The 18,847-nt window shown below is 71.4% G+C and carries 15 protein-coding genes; 12 read left to right on the top strand and 3 right to left on the bottom strand.

Annotated features, from left to right (window positions below; genetic code table 11):
* Positions 1-30: 30 nt before the first annotated feature.
* A complete protein-coding gene (locus tag GLX25_RS03865; RefSeq protein ID WP_155840891.1) occupies positions 31-2,091 on the top strand; it encodes an elongation factor G in 2,061 nt (686 codons plus the stop codon).
* 52 nt (positions 2,092-2,143) lie between these two features.
* Here GLX25_RS03865 and GLX25_RS03860 read toward each other — a convergent pair whose 3' ends face one another.
* Both GLX25_RS03860 and GLX25_RS03855 read right to left on the bottom strand, forming a co-directional pair.
* Positions 2,144-3,535: an HNH endonuclease signature motif containing protein gene (locus GLX25_RS03860; protein ID WP_155840890.1), complete on the bottom strand. Its 1,392-nt coding sequence runs from the start codon at positions 3,533-3,535 to the stop codon at positions 2,144-2,146.
* A gap of 196 nt (positions 3,536-3,731) precedes the next feature.
* Complete coding sequence (locus GLX25_RS03855; protein ID WP_338081364.1) at positions 3,732-5,159, bottom strand: aminotransferase-like domain-containing protein; 1,428 nt, start codon at positions 5,157-5,159, stop codon at positions 3,732-3,734.
* 277 nt (positions 5,160-5,436) lie between these two features.
* On the opposite strand from GLX25_RS03855, the gene GLX25_RS03850 reads away from it, so the two are divergent.
* The 9 genes from GLX25_RS03850 to GLX25_RS03810 all read left to right on the top strand — a co-directional run bounded on the left by GLX25_RS03850 (position 5,437) and on the right by GLX25_RS03810 (position 16,089).
* Entirely contained in the window at positions 5,437-6,285 is an 849-nt protein-coding gene (locus tag GLX25_RS03850) for a nitrilase-related carbon-nitrogen hydrolase (RefSeq protein WP_155840888.1), read from the top strand.
* A 107-nt stretch (positions 6,286-6,392) separates the two neighbouring features.
* Entirely contained in the window at positions 6,393-7,829 is a 1,437-nt protein-coding gene (hydA, locus tag GLX25_RS03845) for a dihydropyrimidinase (protein WP_155840887.1), read from the top strand.
* 115 nt (positions 7,830-7,944) lie between these two features.
* A complete protein-coding gene (locus GLX25_RS03840) occupies positions 7,945-8,961 on the top strand; it encodes a TIGR03842 family LLM class F420-dependent oxidoreductase (protein ID WP_155840886.1) in 1,017 nt (338 codons plus the stop codon).
* Between the two features lie 137 nt (positions 8,962-9,098).
* On the top strand, positions 9,099-9,962 hold the full coding sequence (locus GLX25_RS03835) for an ABC transporter permease (protein WP_271192357.1): 864 nt from the start codon (positions 9,099-9,101) through the stop codon (positions 9,960-9,962).
* Positions 9,959-10,867 (top strand): ABC transporter ATP-binding protein, encoded by a 909-nt coding sequence (locus GLX25_RS03830; RefSeq protein ID WP_155840884.1) that lies wholly within the window; start codon positions 9,959-9,961, stop codon positions 10,865-10,867. Before GLX25_RS03835 ends, GLX25_RS03830 begins: the two co-directional genes overlap by 4 nt.
* Entirely contained in the window at positions 10,864-11,742 is an 879-nt protein-coding gene (locus GLX25_RS03825; protein WP_240898138.1) for an ABC transporter permease, read from the top strand. Before GLX25_RS03830 ends, GLX25_RS03825 begins: the two co-directional genes overlap by 4 nt.
* Positions 11,743-11,867: 125 nt before the next feature.
* On the top strand, positions 11,868-13,010 hold the full coding sequence (locus tag GLX25_RS03820; RefSeq protein WP_155840883.1) for an ABC transporter substrate-binding protein: 1,143 nt from the start codon (positions 11,868-11,870) through the stop codon (positions 13,008-13,010).
* 135 nt (positions 13,011-13,145) lie between these two features.
* On the top strand, positions 13,146-14,465 hold the full coding sequence (locus tag GLX25_RS03815; RefSeq protein WP_155840882.1) for an aspartate aminotransferase family protein: 1,320 nt from the start codon (positions 13,146-13,148) through the stop codon (positions 14,463-14,465).
* An 88-nt stretch (positions 14,466-14,553) separates the two neighbouring features.
* Positions 14,554-16,089, top strand: coding sequence for a CoA-acylating methylmalonate-semialdehyde dehydrogenase (locus GLX25_RS03810; protein ID WP_205719821.1), 1,536 nt, complete (start codon positions 14,554-14,556; stop codon positions 16,087-16,089).
* A gap of 90 nt (positions 16,090-16,179) precedes the next feature.
* Here GLX25_RS03810 and GLX25_RS03805 read toward each other — a convergent pair whose 3' ends face one another.
* Positions 16,180-16,989 (bottom strand): IclR family transcriptional regulator, encoded by an 810-nt coding sequence (locus GLX25_RS03805; protein ID WP_240898137.1) that lies wholly within the window; start codon positions 16,987-16,989, stop codon positions 16,180-16,182.
* Between the two features lie 113 nt (positions 16,990-17,102).
* Here GLX25_RS03805 and GLX25_RS03800 point away from each other — a divergent pair, with 113 nt between their 5' ends.
* Both GLX25_RS03800 and dhaK read left to right on the top strand, forming a co-directional pair.
* Positions 17,103-17,858, top strand: coding sequence for an MIP/aquaporin family protein (locus GLX25_RS03800; RefSeq protein ID WP_155840881.1), 756 nt, complete (start codon positions 17,103-17,105; stop codon positions 17,856-17,858).
* A complete protein-coding gene (gene dhaK, locus GLX25_RS03795; RefSeq protein WP_155840880.1) occupies positions 17,855-18,847 on the top strand; it encodes a dihydroxyacetone kinase subunit DhaK in 993 nt (330 codons plus the stop codon). Before GLX25_RS03800 ends, dhaK begins: the two co-directional genes overlap by 4 nt.

The following is an 18,847-nucleotide window of genomic DNA, read 5'->3' as shown; positions in this document are numbered from 1 at the left end:
GCACGGAACCGCACCGGCGCGGGAGGCCCCATGAATTCGGCATCGCCCCAGACCCACCGGACCGTCGCCCTCGTGGGCGCTTCGGGCTCGGGGAAGACCACACTCGCGGAGGCGCTCCTGCATCGCGCCGGCGCGATCCCGCGGACGGGATCCGTCGAGCAGGGGAACACCGTCTGCGACCACGAGCCCGAGGAGATCGCCCGGCACACGAGCCTCGGGCTCTCGCTCGCCCATCTCGATTGGACGGGGCCGGACGGGACGGCGTACACGGTGACGCTCGCGGACACCCCGGGTCATCCGGACTTCGTGGGCGCCGTCGACGCAGCGCTGTCAGTGGCGGACGTCGCGCTCATCACGGTGAGCGCGGTCGACGGCGTGGTCGCCGGGACGCGCGCGGCGTGGGATGCCGCCGCGGCCGCCGGGGTGCCGCATGTCGTGGTGGTCACCCAGGAGGACAAGGCGCGGGCGGACTTCCGGCGCGTGCTCGCGGAGCTGCGCGCCGAGTTCGGCGAGCACCTGTGGGCGCTCGAGCTGCCGATCGGCGAGGAGGCGGCGTTCCGTGCGATCGCCGACGTGCTCAGCGAGGAGGCGCACGTCTACGACGACGACGGGACGCACCACGACGAGCCGCTGCCGCCGGAGGCGGAGGCCGAGGAGCACGCGATGCACGTCGAGGTGACGGAGGACATCGTCTCGCACGACGACGCGCAGCTCGAGGCGTACCTCGAGGGCGACGAGCCGTCGGCGTCGGAGCTCGGGCGGACGTTCGCGCGGGAGGTCGCGGATGGCGAGGCGGTGCCGGTGCTCGTCTGCTCGGGGGTCAACGGGACGGGCGTCGACCGGGTCGCGGACCTCGTCTGCGAACTCACGCCCGCCGCGACCGACCGCGACGGGCGCATCCTCGTCGGCGAGGGGTCGGGCGGGTCGGAGCTGAAGGTCGCGCCGAACGAGGAGGGCGACACGCTCGTGCACGTCTTCCGGACCGTGGCCGACCCGTTCGTCGGCCAGGTGTCGATGCTCAAGGTGCTCTCGGGCACGCTGCGGACCGGCGACAAGCTGCGGAACGCCACGACCGGGGTTGACGAGCGGATCCACGGACTGTTCCGGCTGCGCGGCGCCGAGCACGTGACCGCGGGAACGCTCGCCGCCGGCGAGGTCGGGGCCGTCGCGAAGCTCACGGGGTCGCCGTCGGGATCGCTGCTCTGGTCGCGCGCATCGGGTACCGCCCGACCTGCGGCGACGCCGCCCCGACCGCCCGTGTACGCGGTCGCGCTCGAGCCCGCGTCGCAGTCGGATGACGAGAAGCTGCCCGTCGCGCTCGCGCGACTGACTGCGGAGGACCCGACGCTCGTGGTCGACCGGGCGGGGGACCAGACGGTGCTCCGAGGGCTCGGCGACACGCACGTGGCGGTCGCGGTCGAGCGTCTCGCCCGGATCTTCGGGGTCAAGGTCGAGACCCGTCCGGCGCCCGTCGCGTACCGCGAGACGATCGCGGGCAAGGCCTCGGTCGAGGGCAAGTTGAAGAAGCAATCGGGCGGGCACGGACAGTTCGCGGTGGTGCAGCTCACGGTGTCGCCGCTTCCGCCCGGGGACGGGTTCGAGTTCGTCGACTCGGTCACCGGAGGTGCGGTGCCGCGCCAGTACATCACCGCCGTCGAGAAGGGCGCTCGCGACGCGCTCGCGACGGGTGGACCGCAGGGGCACCCGGTCGTCGACGTGCGGGTGGAGTTGACCGACGGCAAGACGCACTCGGTGGACTCGTCGGACATGGCGTTCCGCACCGCCGCGTCGATCGGCGTGAAGGCGGCGCTCGCCGAGGCCGGGACGGTCCTGCTCGAACCCGTATCGAGCGTGACGGTGACCGTGCCGAACGACCTGCAGGGGGCCGTGCTCACCGACCTGTCGGGCCGTCGTGGTCGCGTGAGTGCGACCGAGGCCGCGAGCGACGGCCGGGCGCGGGTGGTGGCGCACGTGCCCGAGTCCGAGCTCACGCGGTACGTGCTCGACCTGCGCTCGATCACGGCCGGGCAGGCGGAGCTCACGATCACGCCGGACCACTACGCGAAGGCGCCGAGCGCGGCGCGCGCCTGAGCCTGAGCCTGAACGCCTCCCACTCGTACCCGTGCAGCGCCGGCGCGCCCGCTCACGCCGCGGCATCCGTCATCTGCAGTTCGAATCGCGCCCGCCCGCCGAGCCGCGGAACGCGGTCGGGATCGACGTGCGGTGGCGGGATGAACCAGACCGCGTTCGCCTCGGGGCGTATCGACCACCCCTCACGGTGGATCAGGTGGTGGCAGAAGCTGCAGAGGAGGACTCCGTTGGCGAGGTCGGTCGGCCCTGCGTCGCGTTCCCACCAGCGGATGTGGTGCGCCTCGACGTAGCCGACGTTCTGCCCGCAGCACGCGCAGCCGCCGTCGCGCTCGCCGAGGGCGAGCCGTTGGGCACGGGTGAAGAGGCGGGCGGTGCGGCCGAGGTCGAGGGGCAGGCTCGGACCGCCGAGCACCGCGGGGATCAGCTCGGCGTCGGCGGCGAGCCGCCGGGCGGTGGTCGCGGAGATCGGCTGGTCGAGTCCGTCGATGCGAGCATCGCCGAGTCCGGCGACGAGCGTGTCGAGGTCGACGCGCACGACGACGGTGGTCTTCGCGAGCGGCGTCAGGGTCGTCTCGCAGCCGAGCGCGTGGCGTGCGATCGCCGCGAGCGCGTCGGCCTGCAACTGCGGAATCGACCGGCGGTCGTCGACGACGGGGCGCGGTTCGCCGGGCAGCGGGTCGCGTCGCCGGAGCGCGTCGCCGACGAGCGCTTCGACGGCCGCCTTCACGGGCGCCGCAGTCTCGGGGTCGAGCCTGGCGTGCAGGTGCACGACGCCGTGGCGGTCTTCGCGCATCGTGAGCGAGCGCTGCTCGCGCAGCTGCTCTTCGCGCGGTTCCACCCCGTCGGCGTCGAGTCGGGCCTCCGCCTCGCGGATGCCGCGCACGAGCAGCTCGAGCGGCGCACGCTCGGCGAGCTCGGTGAGCGCCGCCTCGGCCACGTCGATCAGGGCGGGATCGGCGCGCAGCGCCACGCGGTCGAGCATCGTCGTGATCGCGGATGCGGCCTCGAGACTGATCGCAGAGCGATCGAGGGCGCCTGCGACGTGCGGCCGCCGCGGTGGCATCCGCCCGCCGACGAAGGTTTCGCGCGTGGCGGTCGCCGAGCCGACGGCGATCAGCCGGGCGGCATCGCCGCGTGACGCCCCGGTCGAAGCGGCGACGAGTCGACCCGCATTGTGGAAGCCCTGCGCCTTCGCCAGGCCGAGTTCGCCGAACTCCGGCCCGGATCGCCGGGCGACCTCTGCGGCGGCGCGCGCGAGCAGCGCATCGACCCCGCGACGCAGCGAGGCCAGCCCATCGGCCGCCCGGACGAGCCCGGGGTCGCTCATCTGCTCGAGTTCGCCCTGCGCGTCGCCCGGGATCGACCCGAACGCCGGCATCGCCTCACCCCACGCCACGCGCAGCGCACCGAGCTCGCGCTCGAGCGTCGCCAGGGGTTCGTCCATGCTTCGATCCTGCACGCACCCTCCGACATTCGGAGTGTCATGGATTCTGCCTCAGACCGGGCATTTTCCTGTGGATGGATCGAGTCCGGCGAGGGCTGTGGAGGACGAGTCGGCGTGATCGCGACGCGGACGGGGGCGCTGAGGACCGCGCCGAATCGCACGGTCATGACCGACGAGCCGACGACCGCAGCCCCCCTCAGTACCCGCCCGCCGCGAGATGCTGCGCCGCCACCGCGAGCGCATCCGCCACGCCCGACGCGTTCTCCCGCACCGCGCCCGCGGTGACCCGCACGTACTCCCGCTCACGGGCAGCCGCGCGCGCCGCCGAAGCCCCGCGCACCGCCGACGCCCCCGCCACCGGCGACCCGTTCGCCGCCGCGAGGAACGGCGTCCCGCCCGCCACCCGGATCCCCGCCGCGGCGAGCTGCACGAGCGTCGACCGCTCCGACTCGACCGGCATCCAGAGGTTGATCCCGTCGGCGTGGATCACCGGCACGCCCCGCGCGCGCAGCGCGTCGCCGAGCGCGCGCTGGCGCGTGTAGTACGCGCGGCGCGCCTCGGCGACGGCGTCGATGGCCGCGCCATCCGTCAGCAGGTCGAGCAGGATCGACTGAAGCATGCGCGACGTCCAGCCGGGCCCGAGCATGCGTCGCGCCATGATGCGCCCGATGAGGTCGCGCGGCCCGCCGACGGCGGCGATGCGCAGGTCGGGGCCGTGCGACTTCGAGAAGCTGCGAACGTGCACCACGCGGTCGGGCAGGTGGGTGCCGAGCGTGACGTCGCCCTCGGTCGAGATGAGTCCGGAGTGGTCGTCCTCGACGACGACGAGGTCGAGCCCGTGCTCGTCGACGGCCGAGCGGATGGCTCCCGCCAGCGCCGCGGCGCGTGACGGCGTCATCGACGCCCCGGTCGGGTTCTGGGCGCGAGGCTGCAGCAGGATGGCCGCCGGCCGGCGCCGCAGCGCGGTGGCGAGCCCCTCGGGAGACATCCCCTGTTCGTCGATCGCGACCGGCACGGCCTCGGCGCCGAGCAGGTCGAGGAGGTCGAGGAACGGCGGGAAGCCGGGATGCTCGACGACGACCCGGTCGCCGAAGCGGACGACCTGGTCGAGCGTGCGCGAGATCGCGTCCAACGCGCCGTCGACGACGACGATCGACTCCGCCTCGCTCGGCCACGAGTCGCGGAGCACGGTGGCTAGTGCCGGGATGACGGGCTCGGCCTGGTAGCTGCCGACGTCGGCGCGTGCCGACACGCGCGAGAGCGCGGGGCCGAGCGGCGGCAGCAGGAGCGGATCGGGTGTCCCTCGCGACAGGTCGAGCCGGACCGGGTCGTCGGGTGCCGCCATCCCGCGCATCCGCACGGCGGGGCCGGCCGCGGCATCCCGTCGCACGAAGCTGCCGGCACGGCCGCGCGACTCGATGAGCCCGGCACGCGCGAGCGCCTGCCACGCCTGGCTGATCGTGGCGGGGCTCACGCCGAGCGAGCCGGCGAGTTCGCGGACGGTGGGCAGGCGGTCGCCCGCCTCGAGCTCGCCGCTGTTCACGAGGCGCGCGAGGTCGGCCGCGATGCCTCGCGGGGTCGTGTCGGCGAAGGGCGCCAACGCCGTCAGCTCGGAGACATCCACTCGAATACCTGATCGCACCATTGCCTCCTCACGAAGCAAGGGACAGGATGTTTAACCACCACGTCACAGAGTGAAACACAAGGGAAATGTTCACGCCGAAGAATAACAGAACGGGTCGCAACCCCGATCTGGCACTCGCCACCGGTCCCCAGCCGGCGACGATTCTCGGCACCACTGCTCGGCGTCCCCGCGCGCACGGCAGGCACTAGCGCACCACGCACCACGCGCCCGGGCCCGCCCGCGGACGGCAACGACGCCGACCGACTCAGGAGGCACCATGACGATCGTTCGAGCGGCCATCACCCAGACCACGTGGACGGGTGACAAGGAGTCGATGCTCGACAAGCACGAGCAGTTCGCCCGCGAGGCCAAGCAGCAGGGCGCCCAGGTGATCTGCTTCCAGGAGCTCTTCTACGGGCCCTACTTCGGCATCACGGAGGACGTGAAGTACTACGACTTCGCCGAGCCGGCCGACGGCCCGATCGTCCAGCGCTTCGCCGCGCTCGCCGAGGAACTCGAGATGGTCATGGTCCTCCCGATCTACGAGGAGGAGCAGCCCGGCGTCTACTACAACACCGCGGTCGTGGTCGACGCCGACGGCACGATCCTCGGCTCGTACCGCAAGCACCACATCCCGAACCTCGACAAGTTCTGGGAGAAGTTCTACTTCCGCCCCGGCAACCTCGGCTACCCCGTCTTCCAGACCGCGGTCGGCCCGATCGGCGTGTACATCTGCTATGACCGGCACTTCCCCGAGGGATGGCGCGAGCTCGGCCTCAACGGCGCGCAGATCGTGTTCAACCCCAACGCGACCAAGCCCGGCCTCTCCAACCGGCTCTGGGAGATCGAGCAGCCTGCGGCGGCCGCCGCGAACGGCTACTTCATCGGCGCCGCGAACCGCGTCGGCCTCGAGGACAACGAGTACGGCGACCTCGCCGTGAACTTCTACGGCAAGAGCCAGTTCGTCGACCCGCAGGGCAACATCGTCGGCGACTACGGCTCGGAGACCTCCGAGGAGGTCGTGGTCCGCGACCTCGACATGGACATGATCCGCCAGGTCCGCAACGCGTGGCAGTTCTACCGCGACCGCCGCCCGGAGTCCTACACGTCCATCCCGAAGCCGTAAGACATCGGTGATCGAGTAGCGAGCGAAGCGAGCGTATCGAGATCACGTCACGAGGTCTCGATACGGCCGCAGGCGGCCTACTCGACCACCGGGAAACAGGAGCAGCAATGGCCACCACCCTCATCTCCGGCGGCACCGTCGTCAGCGCCACCGGTCGCGCCGCGGCCGACGTGCTCGTCGACGGCGAGAAGATCGTCGCCGTCCTCCAGCCCGGTAGCGAACTGCTGGGCACGGATGTCGCGGCATCCGTCGACCGCGTCGTCGACGCCACCGGCAAGTACGTCATCCCGGGCGGCATCGACGCCCACACCCACATGCAGCTGCCGTTCGGCGGCACCGAGGCGTCCGACACGTTCGAGTCGGGCACCATCGCCGCGGCCCACGGCGGCACGACCTCGATCATCGACTTCGCCGTGCAGACCTACGGCCAGCGCATCGAGGACGGATTGGCGGCCTGGCACGAGAAGGCCGGCGGCAACTGCGCGATCGACTACGGCTTCCACCAGATCGTCGGCGACGTCAACGAGGCGTCGATCGAGGCCATGAAGAAGCTGCCCGACGAGGGCGTCTCGAGCTTCAAGCTGTTCATGGCCTACCCGGGCGTCTTCTACTCGGATGACGCGCAGATCCTGAAGGCCATGCAGGTGTCGCGCGACACCGGCATGCTCACGATGATGCACGCCGAGAACGGGCCCGCGATCGACGTGCTCGCGCAGCAGCTCGTCGACCAGGGGAAGACCGACCCGTACTACCACGGCATCGCCCGCGCCTGGGAGATGGAGGAGGAGGCGACCCACCGAGCGATCATGCTCGCCAAGCTCACGGGCGCGCCGCTCTACGTCGTGCACGTCTCTGCCAAGCAGGCCGTCGAGCAGCTCGCGTGGGCGCGCGACAAGGGCCAGAACGTGTACGGCGAGACCTGCCCGCAGTACCTCTACCTCTCGCTCGAGGACCAGCTCGGCGCGAGGAGCGACGAGTGGGGCGCGTTCGAGGGCGCCAAGTGGGTCTGCTCGACGCCGCTCCGCAGCCGCGCCGAGGGCCACCAGGACTCGATGTGGCAGGCGCTGCGCACGAACGACCTGCAGATGGTCTCGACCGACCACTGCCCGTTCTGCATGAAGGACCAGAAGGAGCTCGGCCTCGGCGACTTCCGGAAGATCCCGAACGGCATCGGCTCGATCGAGCACCGGATGGACCTCATGTACCAGGGCGTCGTGACCGGCGAGATCACGCTCGAGCGCTGGGTCGAGCTCACCTCGACCACGCCGGCGCGCATGTTCGGCCTCTACGGCACCAAGGGCGTCATCCAGCCCGGCGCCGACGCCGACATCGTCGTCTACGACCCGAACGGCCACACGTCGATCGGCCTCGACAAGGTGCACCACATGAACATGGACTACTCGGCGTGGGAGGGCTACGAGATCGACGGCAAGGTCGACACGGTCATGAGCCGCGGCAAGGTCGTCGTCGAGGACGACGCCTACGTCGGCGCCAAGGGCGACGGCCGCTACCTCAAGCGCGGCCTGAGCCAGTACCTGATCTGACCAAACGTCCGGCACCGGTGATCGAGTAGGGAGCGAAGCGACCGTATCGAGATCACGTCACGAGGTCTCGATACGCGCTTCGCGCTACTCGACCACCGGGAGGGAAGGGAACACCATGGAATTCGGAGCGGTCCTCCAGACCAACCCCCCGGCATCGCGGACCATCCAGCTCGCGAAGCTCGCCGAGGTGCACGGCTTCAGCCACGTGTGGACGTTCGACTCGCACATCCTGTGGCAGGAGCCCTACGTCATCTACAGCCAGATCCTCGCGCAGACCCAGCGCATCAAGGTCGGCCCGTTCGTGACGAACCCGGCCACGCGCGATTGGACGGTCACGGCGTCCGTCTTCGCGACGCTCAACGAGATGTTCGGCAACCGCACGGTGTGCGGCATCGGCCGCGGCGACTCGGCCGTGCGCGTCACGAACGGCAAGCCGACCACGATGACCGAGCTGCGGGAGTCGATCCACGTGATCCGCGAACTCGGCAACTCTCGTTCGGTCGAGTACCACGGTTCGGAGATCCAGTTCCCGTGGAGCCGGGGATCCGAGCTCGAGGTGTGGGTCGCGGCCTACGGCCCGATGGCGCTCCGCGTGGCGGGCGAAGTGGGCGACGGGTTCATCCTGCAGCTCGCCGACCTCGACATCGCGGAATGGATGATCACGACGGTGCGGAACGCCGCCGAGAAGGTCGGGCGCGACCCGGCATCCGTGAAGTTCTGCGTCGCCGCGCCGATGTACATCGGCGACGACTGGGCGCACATGCGCGACCAGTGCCGCTGGTTCGGCGGGATGGTCGGCAACCACGTCGCCGACATCGTCGCGAAGTACGGCGCGCACGGCACGGTGCCGGATGCGCTCACGGACTACATCCGGGGCCGCCAGGACTACGACTACAACGAGCACGGGCGCGCGGGGAACACCCACACCGAGTTCGTGCCCGACGAGATCGTCGAGCGGTTCTGCGTGCTCGGCTCGGCCGACCAGCACATCCAGAAGCTGAAGGCGCTCGCCGAGCTCGGCGTCGACCAGTTCGCCGGCTACCTCCAGCACGACAACAAGGAGGAGACGCTGCGGGTCTACGGCGAGACCGTGATCCCGGCGCTCTCCGAGCACATCACGGCGAAGCGATGACGGCTCCCGCTGATCGAGTGGCGCCCGCCGCAGGCGGACGCGGTTCGAGATCCCCACGTGGGGGTCTCGGACCGCGCGACGCTTCGCGCCGGGCACCTCGACCGACGGGAAACCGCTGGCGCGCCGTCGTCTGGGGCGTGGTCGGCGTCCTCGCGCTCGCCGTCCTGTGGGAGCTGTACAAGCTCGTCGGCCCCGCCGACGGCTGGCTGGTCGGCGCGCAGGAGGGCGTCACCGGCAGCGGCATTCGCCTGCTCCCGCGCACGAGCGACCAGGCGATGCCGCACACGTGGGACATGGTCGCGCGGGTCATCGAACCCGTGACCCGCGCGCAGGGCGCGCTCCCGCTCGGCGTCGTGGTGCTCCTCGCCGCGCTCACGAGCCTGGGGGTCGCGGCGCTCGGATGGCTCGTGGGCGTCGTCGTGGGCTTCGCGCTCGCGCTCCTCATGCTCGGCTTCCGGATCGCCGAGCGGGCCGTGCTCCCGTTCGTGATCCTCAGCCAGACCGTGCCGCTCATCGCGCTCGCACCGCTCATCCGCAACTGGGGCTCGCGCCTCGAGTTCGGCGCGTTCTCGTGGGAGAGCTGGATGTCGGTCGTGATCATCGCGAGCTACCTCGCGTTCTTCCCGGTCGCGGTCGGCGCCCTGCGGGGCCTGCAGTCGCCGGATGCCGCGCACCTCGACCTCATGCGCAGCTACGCGGCCGGGTGGTGGACCACCCTGTTCCGCCTGAGGCTGCCCGCGAGCGTGCCGTTCCTCATCCCCGCACTGCGGCTCGCCGCCGCGAACGCCGTCGTCGGCACCGTGGTCGCCGAGATCTCGGTCGGCTTCACGGGCGGCATCGGCCGCCTCATCCTCGAGACCGCGGTCGCCGCGTCGAGCGACCCGGCGAAGCCCTGGGCGCCGATCCTCGGCGCGGTGCTGCTCGGCCTCGTCGCGGCAGGCTTCGTCGCCCTCCTCGCCGCCTTCCTCAGCCCGTTCCGCCGACAGGAGACCGTCGCATGAGCAGCCCGACCCCGAGCACGCCCGCCCCCGAGCCGACGCCGCCCGACACGACGAGCGGCGCGACCGCGACCGCCGTCGCCGACGCGACCACGGAGGCCGTCGTCGCCCGCGGCGTCGAGCGCGTCTTCGCGGGTGCGAAGGGTGCGGAGGTCGTCGCGCTCACGGGCATCGAGCTCACGGTGCACGCAGGGGAGTTCGTCTCGCTCATCGGCCCGTCGGGCTGCGGCAAGTCGACCCTGCTCCGCCTCATCGCCGACCTCGACGAGCCGACGGCCGGCGAGATCCGGGTGTTCGGCAGGACCGCGAAGCAGGCCCGCATCGACCAGTCGTACGGCATCGCCTTCCAGCAGGCCGGACTCCTGCCGTGGCGCTCGGTCGCCGCGAACATCGAGCTGCCGCTGCAACTGCACGGGGCGGATGCCGCGACCCGCCGCGCACGCGTCGCCGAGCTGCTCGACCTCGTCGGCCTCGCCGACTTCGCGAAGCACTACCCCGACCAGCTCTCGGGCGGCATGCAGCAGCGCGTCGCGATCGCCCGGTCGCTCGCCGAGCAGCCCAGGCTGCTGCTGATGGACGAGCCGTTCGGCGCGCTCGACGAGATGACGCGCGAGCGCATGCAGACCGAGCTCCTCCGCATCCGCGCGGAGACCGGCGCCGCGGTCGTGTTCGTGACCCACTCGATCCCGGAGGCCGTGTACCTCTCCGACCGCGTCGTCGTGATGTCGCCCCGGCCCGGCCGGATCACCGACGAGATCGACGTGCGCCTCGGCGACGCCGCCGACCGCGGCGAGGACCTGCGCGAGGACGCCGCGTTCTTCGCCGGCGTGACCGCCGTGCGCGAGGCCCTCCACGGCGCGGAGTCCGCACCCGCCGCCGGCGCGGCGAGGGGGGTGGACGTGCGATGACGAGCGCAGCACCCGAGCGCGTCGAGACCCCGCCGCCGCCCGAGGCGGACCCGGCGATCGCGATGCCCGGGCTCGAGGCATCCGCCGCCCCGCGCCGCCGCCGCGCGACCGGCGACGGCCCGCTCGCGCGCTTCGCGAAGCTCGTGCTGCCGCCCGTCGCACTGTTCATCGTGCTCGTGCTGCTCGCCGAGCTCGTCGTCGTCGCGGCCGGCATCCCGCCGTTCGTGCTCGCGAGCCCCTCCGCGATCCTCGACCAGCTCGTCCAGTACGCCCCGCAGGTGCTCGCCGCGACCCTCGCGACCGGCCTCAACGCGCTCATCGGCCTCGTGATCGGCGCGGTCATCGGCGTGCTGCTCGCGATCGCGGCATCCGTCGGCAGGCCCATCGACGGCATGCTCGCGCCGGTCGTCGCCGCGGTCGCGGTCGTGCCGATCGTGGCCCTCGCGCCGGTGTTCTACACGATGTTCGGCTCGACCTCCGAGGTGGCGCGCATCCTGATCGCGTCGATCGCCGCGTTCGTGCCCGTCTTCCTCAATACCCTCCGAGGTCTCCGCCAGGTGCGCCCAGTGCACCGCGACCTCATGAAGTCGTACGCGGCGTCGCCGTCGCAGCTCACGCGGCTCGTCACGATCCCGTCGGCGCTGCCCCACTTCTTCACCGGCCTCCGCATCGCCTCGTCGCTTGCCGTCATCTCCGCGCTCGTCGCCGAGTACTTCGGCGGCCCGCGCCAGGGGCTCGGCTCGGCGATCACGACCGCCGCCGCGTCGAGCGCGTACGCCCGGGCGTGGGCGTTCGTCATCGGCGCCATCCTGCTCGGCCTCGTCTTCTTCGTCCTCACCAGCCTGATCGAGAGGATCGCCTCCCGCCACCGATGACCCCGGCCCCGGTCCGAACCCGGGAACCCTCCAACGCCTCGCCGGCCGACGCCGTCCGGCCCCAGCCACCGGCACCGCCGGTCGGATCCCGCACCACGAGCACCACCACCAAGAGAGGAATGCACATGAAGCGCAACCGGATCCTCGCGGGCGCGGCGGCAGCAGCCGCGACCGCGCTCGTGCTCGCCGGCTGCTCCGGCGGGGGCAGCGACTCGGGCGACGGCGGCGACACCGCCGACGGCGAGCTCACACCCGTGACCCTGCAGCTGCAGTGGCTCACGCAGGCCCAGTTCGGCGGGTACTACCTCGCCGAGGCGAACGGCTACTGGGAGGAGCTCGGCCTCGACGTCGAGATCATCCCGGGCGCGGTCGACATCGTCCCGCAGGACGTGCTGGCCGCCGGCGACGTCGACTTCGCGATCGCCTGGGTGCCGAAGGCGCTCGCCTCGATCGAGGCGGGGGCGAACATCACGAACATCGCGCAGGTCTTCGAGCGCAGCGGCACGCTGCAGGTCGCCTGGGCCGACAGCGGCATCGAGGGTCCGGAGGACCTCTCGGACAAGCAGATCGGCAGCTGGGGCTTCGGCAACGAGTGGGAGCTCTTCGCGGGCCTCACCGAGGTCGATGCATCGGGCTACACGATCGTGCAGCAGAACTTCGACATGAACGCGCTGCTCAACAAGGAGATCGACGCCGCGCAGGCGATGACCTACAACGAGTACGCGCAGCTGCTCGAGGCCGTGAACCCCGAGACGGGCGAGCTCTACCAGCCCGAGGACTTCTCGGTCATCGACTGGAACGAGGTCGGCACCGCCATGCTCCAGGACGCGATCTGGGCGAACTCCGACCGCCTCGCGGACGACCCCGAGTACGCCGAGACCGCGGTCAAGCTCATCCAGGGCGCGATCCTCGGCTGGATCGACCAGCGCGACGACCCGCAGGCCGCGGCCGACGCGGTCACCGCCGCCGGTTCGACGCTCGGCACGAGCCACCAGCTCTGGATGGCCAACGAGATCAACAAGCTGATCTGGCCGTCGTCGAGCGGCATCGGCCACATCAACGAGGACCAGTGGGACGCCACCGTCGAGATGGCCCTCATGACGAAGAACCAGGACGGCGCGCAGGTCATCACGACCGACCCGCCGGAGGGTTCGTACACCAACGAGTACGTCGACGAGGCCATCGCGAACCTCGAGGCCGACGGCGTCGACGTCCTGGGCGAGTCCTACGAGCCCATCGAGGTCACCCTCACCGAGGGCGGCAACTAGTGGCACCTCCGGTGGTCGAGTAGGCGCGCAGCGCCGTATCGAGACCCGTCCAGGATCTCGATACGCGTCCGGCTCCGCCGGGCGCTACTCGATCACCGGGGTTCGGTGCACCATTGAAGAAAGGCGACGACGCTGATGACCGAGAACCTCACCGCCGACCTCGACGCGCTCGCGCGCGAGCTCGACGCTGCACACGTCTTCCACTCCTGGTCGGCGCAGGGCAGTCCGCCGCAGCTCGTCGTCGCGAGCGGTCGCGGCACCAAGGTCTGGGACCACTCCGGCCGCGAGTACCTCGACTTCTCGAGCCAGCTCGTCAACGTCAACATCGGCCACCAGCACCCGGCGGTCGTCTCGGCGATCCGCGAGCAGGCCGAGCTCCTGGCCACGATCGGCCCACCCACCGTGAACCTCGCCCGCGGCGAGGCCGCGAGGCGCATCACCGACCGCGCGCCCGAGGGCATGAACAAGGTGTTCTTCACCAACGGCGGCGCCGACGCGAACGAGAACGCGATCCGGATGGCGCGCCTGCACACCGGCCGCGACAAGGTGCTGTCGACCTACCGCTCGTACCACGGCAACACCGGCGCCGCGATCGTGTCGACGGGCGACTGGCGCCGCATCCCGAACGAGTTCGCGCGCGGGCACGTGCACTTCTTCGGGCCCTTCCTGTACCGCTCCGAGTTCTGGGCGACGACGCCCGAGGAGGAGTCGGAGCGGGCCCTCCGGCACCTGCGGCGCGTGATCGAGGCCGAGGGGCCCTCGACGATCGCGGCCGTGCTGCTCGAGACCGTGCCCGGCACCGCCGGTGTGCTCGTGCCGCCGCCCGGGTACCTCGCGGGCGTCCGCGAACTCTGCGACCGGCACGGCATCCTGCTGATCCTCGACGAGGTCATGTGCGGCTTCGGCCGCACCGGGCGCTGGTTCGCGTTCGACGGCTACGACGTGAAGCCCGACCTCATCAGCTTCGCGAAGGGCGTGAACTCGGGCTACGTGCCCGTGGGCGGCGTCGTGATCTCCGACGAGATCGCCGCCGACTTCGACGAGCAGGTCTTCCCCGGAGGGCTCACCTACTCGGGCCACCCGCTCGCGATGGCCTCGATCGTCGGCGCGCTCGACGCCATGGAGTCCGAGGGCATCGTCGACCACGCTCGCCGCGTCGGCGCCGAGGCGATCGCCCCGGCCCTCACCGAGCTCGCCGAGAAGCACGCCGTGATCGGCGAGGTGCGCGGCGAAGGCGTCTTCTGGGCGCTCGACCTCGTCGCCGACCCCGAGACGCGCGAGCCGCTGCCCGCCGCCGAGGTCGGCCGCATCAAGGGGGCGATCGTCGAGCGCGGCCTGCTCCCGTTCGTCGCCGAGAACCGCATCCACGTCGTGCCGCCCTGCGTGGTCACGGCCGAGGAGGTCGAGCAGGCCACCGCGATCTACGACGAGGTGCTCGGCACCGTCGCCGTGTGAGACGGATGCCGCGGCATCCGTCCGGGGCGCCGCGGCAGCCACCACCCTACGAAACGACCCGGACACTCGATTCGGAAGGAACGAGACCATGACCGACACCCAGACCGCCCCCAGCGCCGAGGGCACCGCGACCGCCGAGATGGTGGAGCACTGGATCGACGGCGCGCCCGTCTCCGGCGCCTCCGAGCGCACCGGACCCGTCTACAACCCCGCGCACGGCATCGAGCAGCGACGCGTGCGCTTCGCCTCGACCGAGGACGTGGACCTCGCCGTCGAGGCCGCCGCCCGCGCGTTCCCCGCGTGGCGCGACGCGTCGATCGCCAAGCGCCAGCAGATCATGTTCCGCTTCCGCGAGCTGCTCGCGTCGCGGACCGACGAGCTCGCCGCGATCCTCACGAGCGAGCACGGCAAGGTGACCGCCGACGCGCTCGGCGAGATCGCCCGCGGCCTCGAGGTCGTCGAGCTCGCCTGCGGGATGCCCGCCTACACGAAGGGCGAGTACTCCGAGAACGTCTCGACCGGCATCGACGTCTACTCGCTGCGGCAGCCGCTCGGCGTCGTCGGCATCATCAGCCCGTTCAACTTCCCCGCGATGGTGCCGCTGTGGTTCTTCCCCCTCGCGATCGCGACGGGCAACACGGTCGTGCTCAAGCCGTCCGAGAAGGACCCGTCGGCCTCGGTGTGGCTCGCGCGCCTCTTCCAGGAGGCGGGCCTGCCCGACGGCGTGCTGAACGTCGTGCACGGCGACAAGGTCGCGGTCGACGCCCTGCTCGAGCACCCGACCGTCCGCTCGATCTCGTTCGTCGGGTCGACCCCGATCGCGCGATACATCTACGCGACGGCGACCGCGAACGGCAAGCGCGTCCAGGCCCTCGGCGGCGCGAAGAACCACATGCTCGTGCTGCCCGACGCCGACCTCGACCTCGCCGCCGACGCCGCCGTCAACGCGGGCTTCGGCTCGGCGGGCGAGCGCTGCATGGCGATCTCCGCGGTCGTCGCGGTCGATTCGATCGCCGACGAGCTCGTCGCGAAGATCGGCGAGCGGATGTCGCGGCTCGTCACCGGCGACGGCACCCGCGGGTGCGACATGGGTCCGCTCATCACGCGCGAGCACCGCGACAAGGTGGCCGGGTACCTCGACGTGGCCGGAGCGGACGGGGCATCCGTCGTCGTGGACGGCCGCGACCCCGACGTGAACGGAGAACCCGACGGCTTCTGGATGGGACCGACGCTCATCGACCACGTGCCGACGTCGTCGGCCGTGTACCGCGACGAGATCTTCGGCCCGGTGCTCTCGGTCGTGCGCGTCGACGGCTACGAGGACGGCGTCGACCTGATCAACTCCTCGCGCTACGGCAACGGCACGGCGATCTTCACCAACGACGGCGGCGCCGCGCGGCGCTTCCAGCGCGAGGTGACGGTCGGCATGATCGGCATCAACGTGCCGATCCCCGTGCCCGTGGCCTACCACTCGTTCGGCGGCTGGAAGGACTCGCTGTTCGGCGACGCCAAGGCCTACGGCCCGCGCGGCTTCGATTTCTTCACGCAGGAGAAGGCGATCACGTCGCGCTGGCTCGACCCGAGCCACGGCGGGCTGAACCTGGGCTTCCCCCAGCACGACTGAGCGGCGCCCGCTGCCGCGCCGCCGCGCAACCGAGGGCGATTTCTGCGGTGGAGGTGGTGCTCTTCCTGCACTCCACCGCAGAAATCGCCCTCAGGCGCGCTCGGGCGCGGGCGGGCGCGGCGACCACGCCGGCGCGCCGAGGTCGCGCGAGATGCTCCGCGCGGCGTCGCGGAGGGCGGCGACGACGGAGTCCGGGGGCGGCCAGTCGGTCGAGGGCATGACGACCGCGACCGCGGCGACCACGTCGCCGTCCTCCGAGCAGACCGGTGCGGCGACGGATGACTCGCCGATGACGGCTTCCTCGTTCTCGAAACCGAGCGCCTCCCTGCGGACCTGCTCGAGCCCGGCCCGTACCCGCTCCGGGTCGGTGACGGTGTCGGCCGTGAGCGCCGCCAGCGGGCGGGAGAGCGCGTCCGCCGCGTGCGCGGCATCGTACGCGAGCAGCACCTTCCCGAGCGCCGACGCGTGACTCGGGATCGTCAGGCCGGTCTCCGGCATCTGTTCCGTGCCGTCGGGGCGCCGGTCGTGGTGGATGACGATGACCTCGCCGAAGAGCTCGGCTCCCAGTCTGGTGGCGAGGCCGGTGCGGCTGGAGAGCTCGTGCATCCAGCGCATCGAGCGCGCCCGCACGTCGAGCGTGTCGAGGTAGACGCTCGACAGCTTCAGGAGCGCCGGTCCCAGCACGTAGCGATTGCCGTTGGGCTGCTGCGCCACCAGCCCGTGCGCCTGGAGCGACTTCACGATGCCGTGCACGGTCGACGGCGGCAGGTCGAGCGCGGCGGCGAGCTCCGAGATGCCCATGCGGCGCGAGCCCTGCAGGAGCGTGAGGATCTTCACCGCACGGTCGATCGACTGGATCACCGGCTCCCCCTCCTCGTCGCGCCCACCGTGCATCCCCATTCTGTCTGGTTCTTGACAGCGGCGAGCGAAAGGTCCACCATTCAGTATTACCGAAAGCCATTCGACAATACCGAATCGACTGGCGCAACCTCGTTCAAGGGAGAACGCAGATCATGGATGACAACCGGACTTGGCAGCGGCTCGCCGCCGAGTTCCTCGGTACCGCCTTCCTCGTGTTCGTCGGCGTCGGCTCCGTGCCGGCCTTCGCACTGGTGAGGGGCGACGCGCCCTTCGCCCCCGCCGATCTCGGCTTCATCTCGCTCGCCTTCGGCACCATCGTCGTCGCGACGGTGTACGTGTTCGGCTACATCTCGGGCAACCACATCAACCCCGCCGTGACCCTCGCCCTCGCGACGACCGGTAAGTTCGCCTGGCGCGACGTGCCCGGGTACGTGGTCGCGCAGCTGCTGGGCGCGACCGTCGGCGCGTTCGCCATCGTCGGGGCCCTCGGCCCGCAGGCGAGCGAACTCGGCCTCGGCGTGGCGTCCTACGGCGACATCCCGATCTGGCAGGCGTTCACGGCCGAGTTCCTCGGCACCTTCCTCCTGGTCTTCACCGTCTTCGGGGTGATCCACCGCAAGGCGGCCCCCGGATTCGCCGGCCTCGTCATCGGCCTCGTCGTGTTCGCCGCGATCATCCCCGTGGCACCCGCGACGGGCGCGTCCATCAACCCGGCCCGCACCACCGGCCCGATGCTCGTGCAGCAGCTCCTCGGAGGAACGGTGCAGTGGGAGCAGTGGCCGATCTACGTCATCGCCGAGCTCGCGGGCGGCGTCCTCGCCGGCCTCGCGTTCGGCCTGGTCTCCCGCACCCGGGCCGACCGCACCACCCTGACCGAAGCGCTCGTCGAAGAGGAGGCACGCGCATGAAGAAGCTCATCGATGCACCGTCGGAGGTGCTCGCCGGCGCACTGCAGGGCGTCGCGGCGGCCCACCCCGAGCTCGCCGTCGACTTCGCCGGTCGGGTCGTCGCGCGAGCGACGCCGAAGCCCGGCAAGGTCGCGCTGATCTCCGGCGGGGGGTCGGGGCACGAACCGCTGCACAGCGGCTTCGTCGGCCCCGGCATGCTCGACGCCGCCTGCGCCGGCGAGGTCTTCACCTCGCCGACGCCGGACCAGATGCTCGCCGCCGCGCAGGCGGTGAGCACCGGAGCCGGTGCGCTCTTCATCGTGAAGAACTACACGGGCGACGTGCTCAACTTCGAGATGGCCGCCGAACTCGCCGAGGCGGAAGGTATCGCGGTGAAGACCGTCCTCGTCGCCGACGACGTCGCCGTCGAGGACTCGACCTGGACCGCCGGACGTCGCGGGGTCGGCACGACCGTGTTCGTCGAGAAGATCGCCGGCGGTGCCGCGGAGGAGGGGGCCGACCTCGACGCCGTGCACGCCGTCGCGACGCGCGTCGCGGCGAACGGCCGCTCGATGGGCGTGGCCCTCACCAGCGCGACGCTGCCGTCGGTGGGCACGCCGAGCTTCGACCTGCCCGACGACGAGATCGAGATGGGCGTGGGCATCCACGGCGAACCGGGACGCACCCGCGCCCCGCTGGTTCCCGCGTCGGAGATCGCCGAGACACTGGTGTCGGCGATCCTGGCCGACCACGACTTCACCGGGGCGCCGGTGATCGCGATGCTCAGCGGGCTCGGCGGCACACCGCTCATCGAGCTGTACCTGATGTACGGAGCTGTCGCCTCCCTGCTCGAGCAGCGCGGCGTCACCGTCGCCCGAGTGCTCGTGGGTGACTACATCACGAGCCTCGACATGGCCGGCTGCTCCCTCACCCTGCTGCGCGCCGACGACGAGATGCTGCGCCTCTGGGACGCGCCCGTGAGCACCGCGGCACTCCGGTGGGGGGTGTAG

It is taken from the genome of Agromyces luteolus (assembly GCF_009729855.1).
GTDB lineage: Bacteria > Actinomycetota > Actinomycetes > Actinomycetales > Microbacteriaceae > Agromyces > Agromyces luteolus.
The sequence above is the reverse complement of the archived record's forward strand: the minus strand, read 5'-3'. Positions and strand labels throughout refer to the sequence as shown.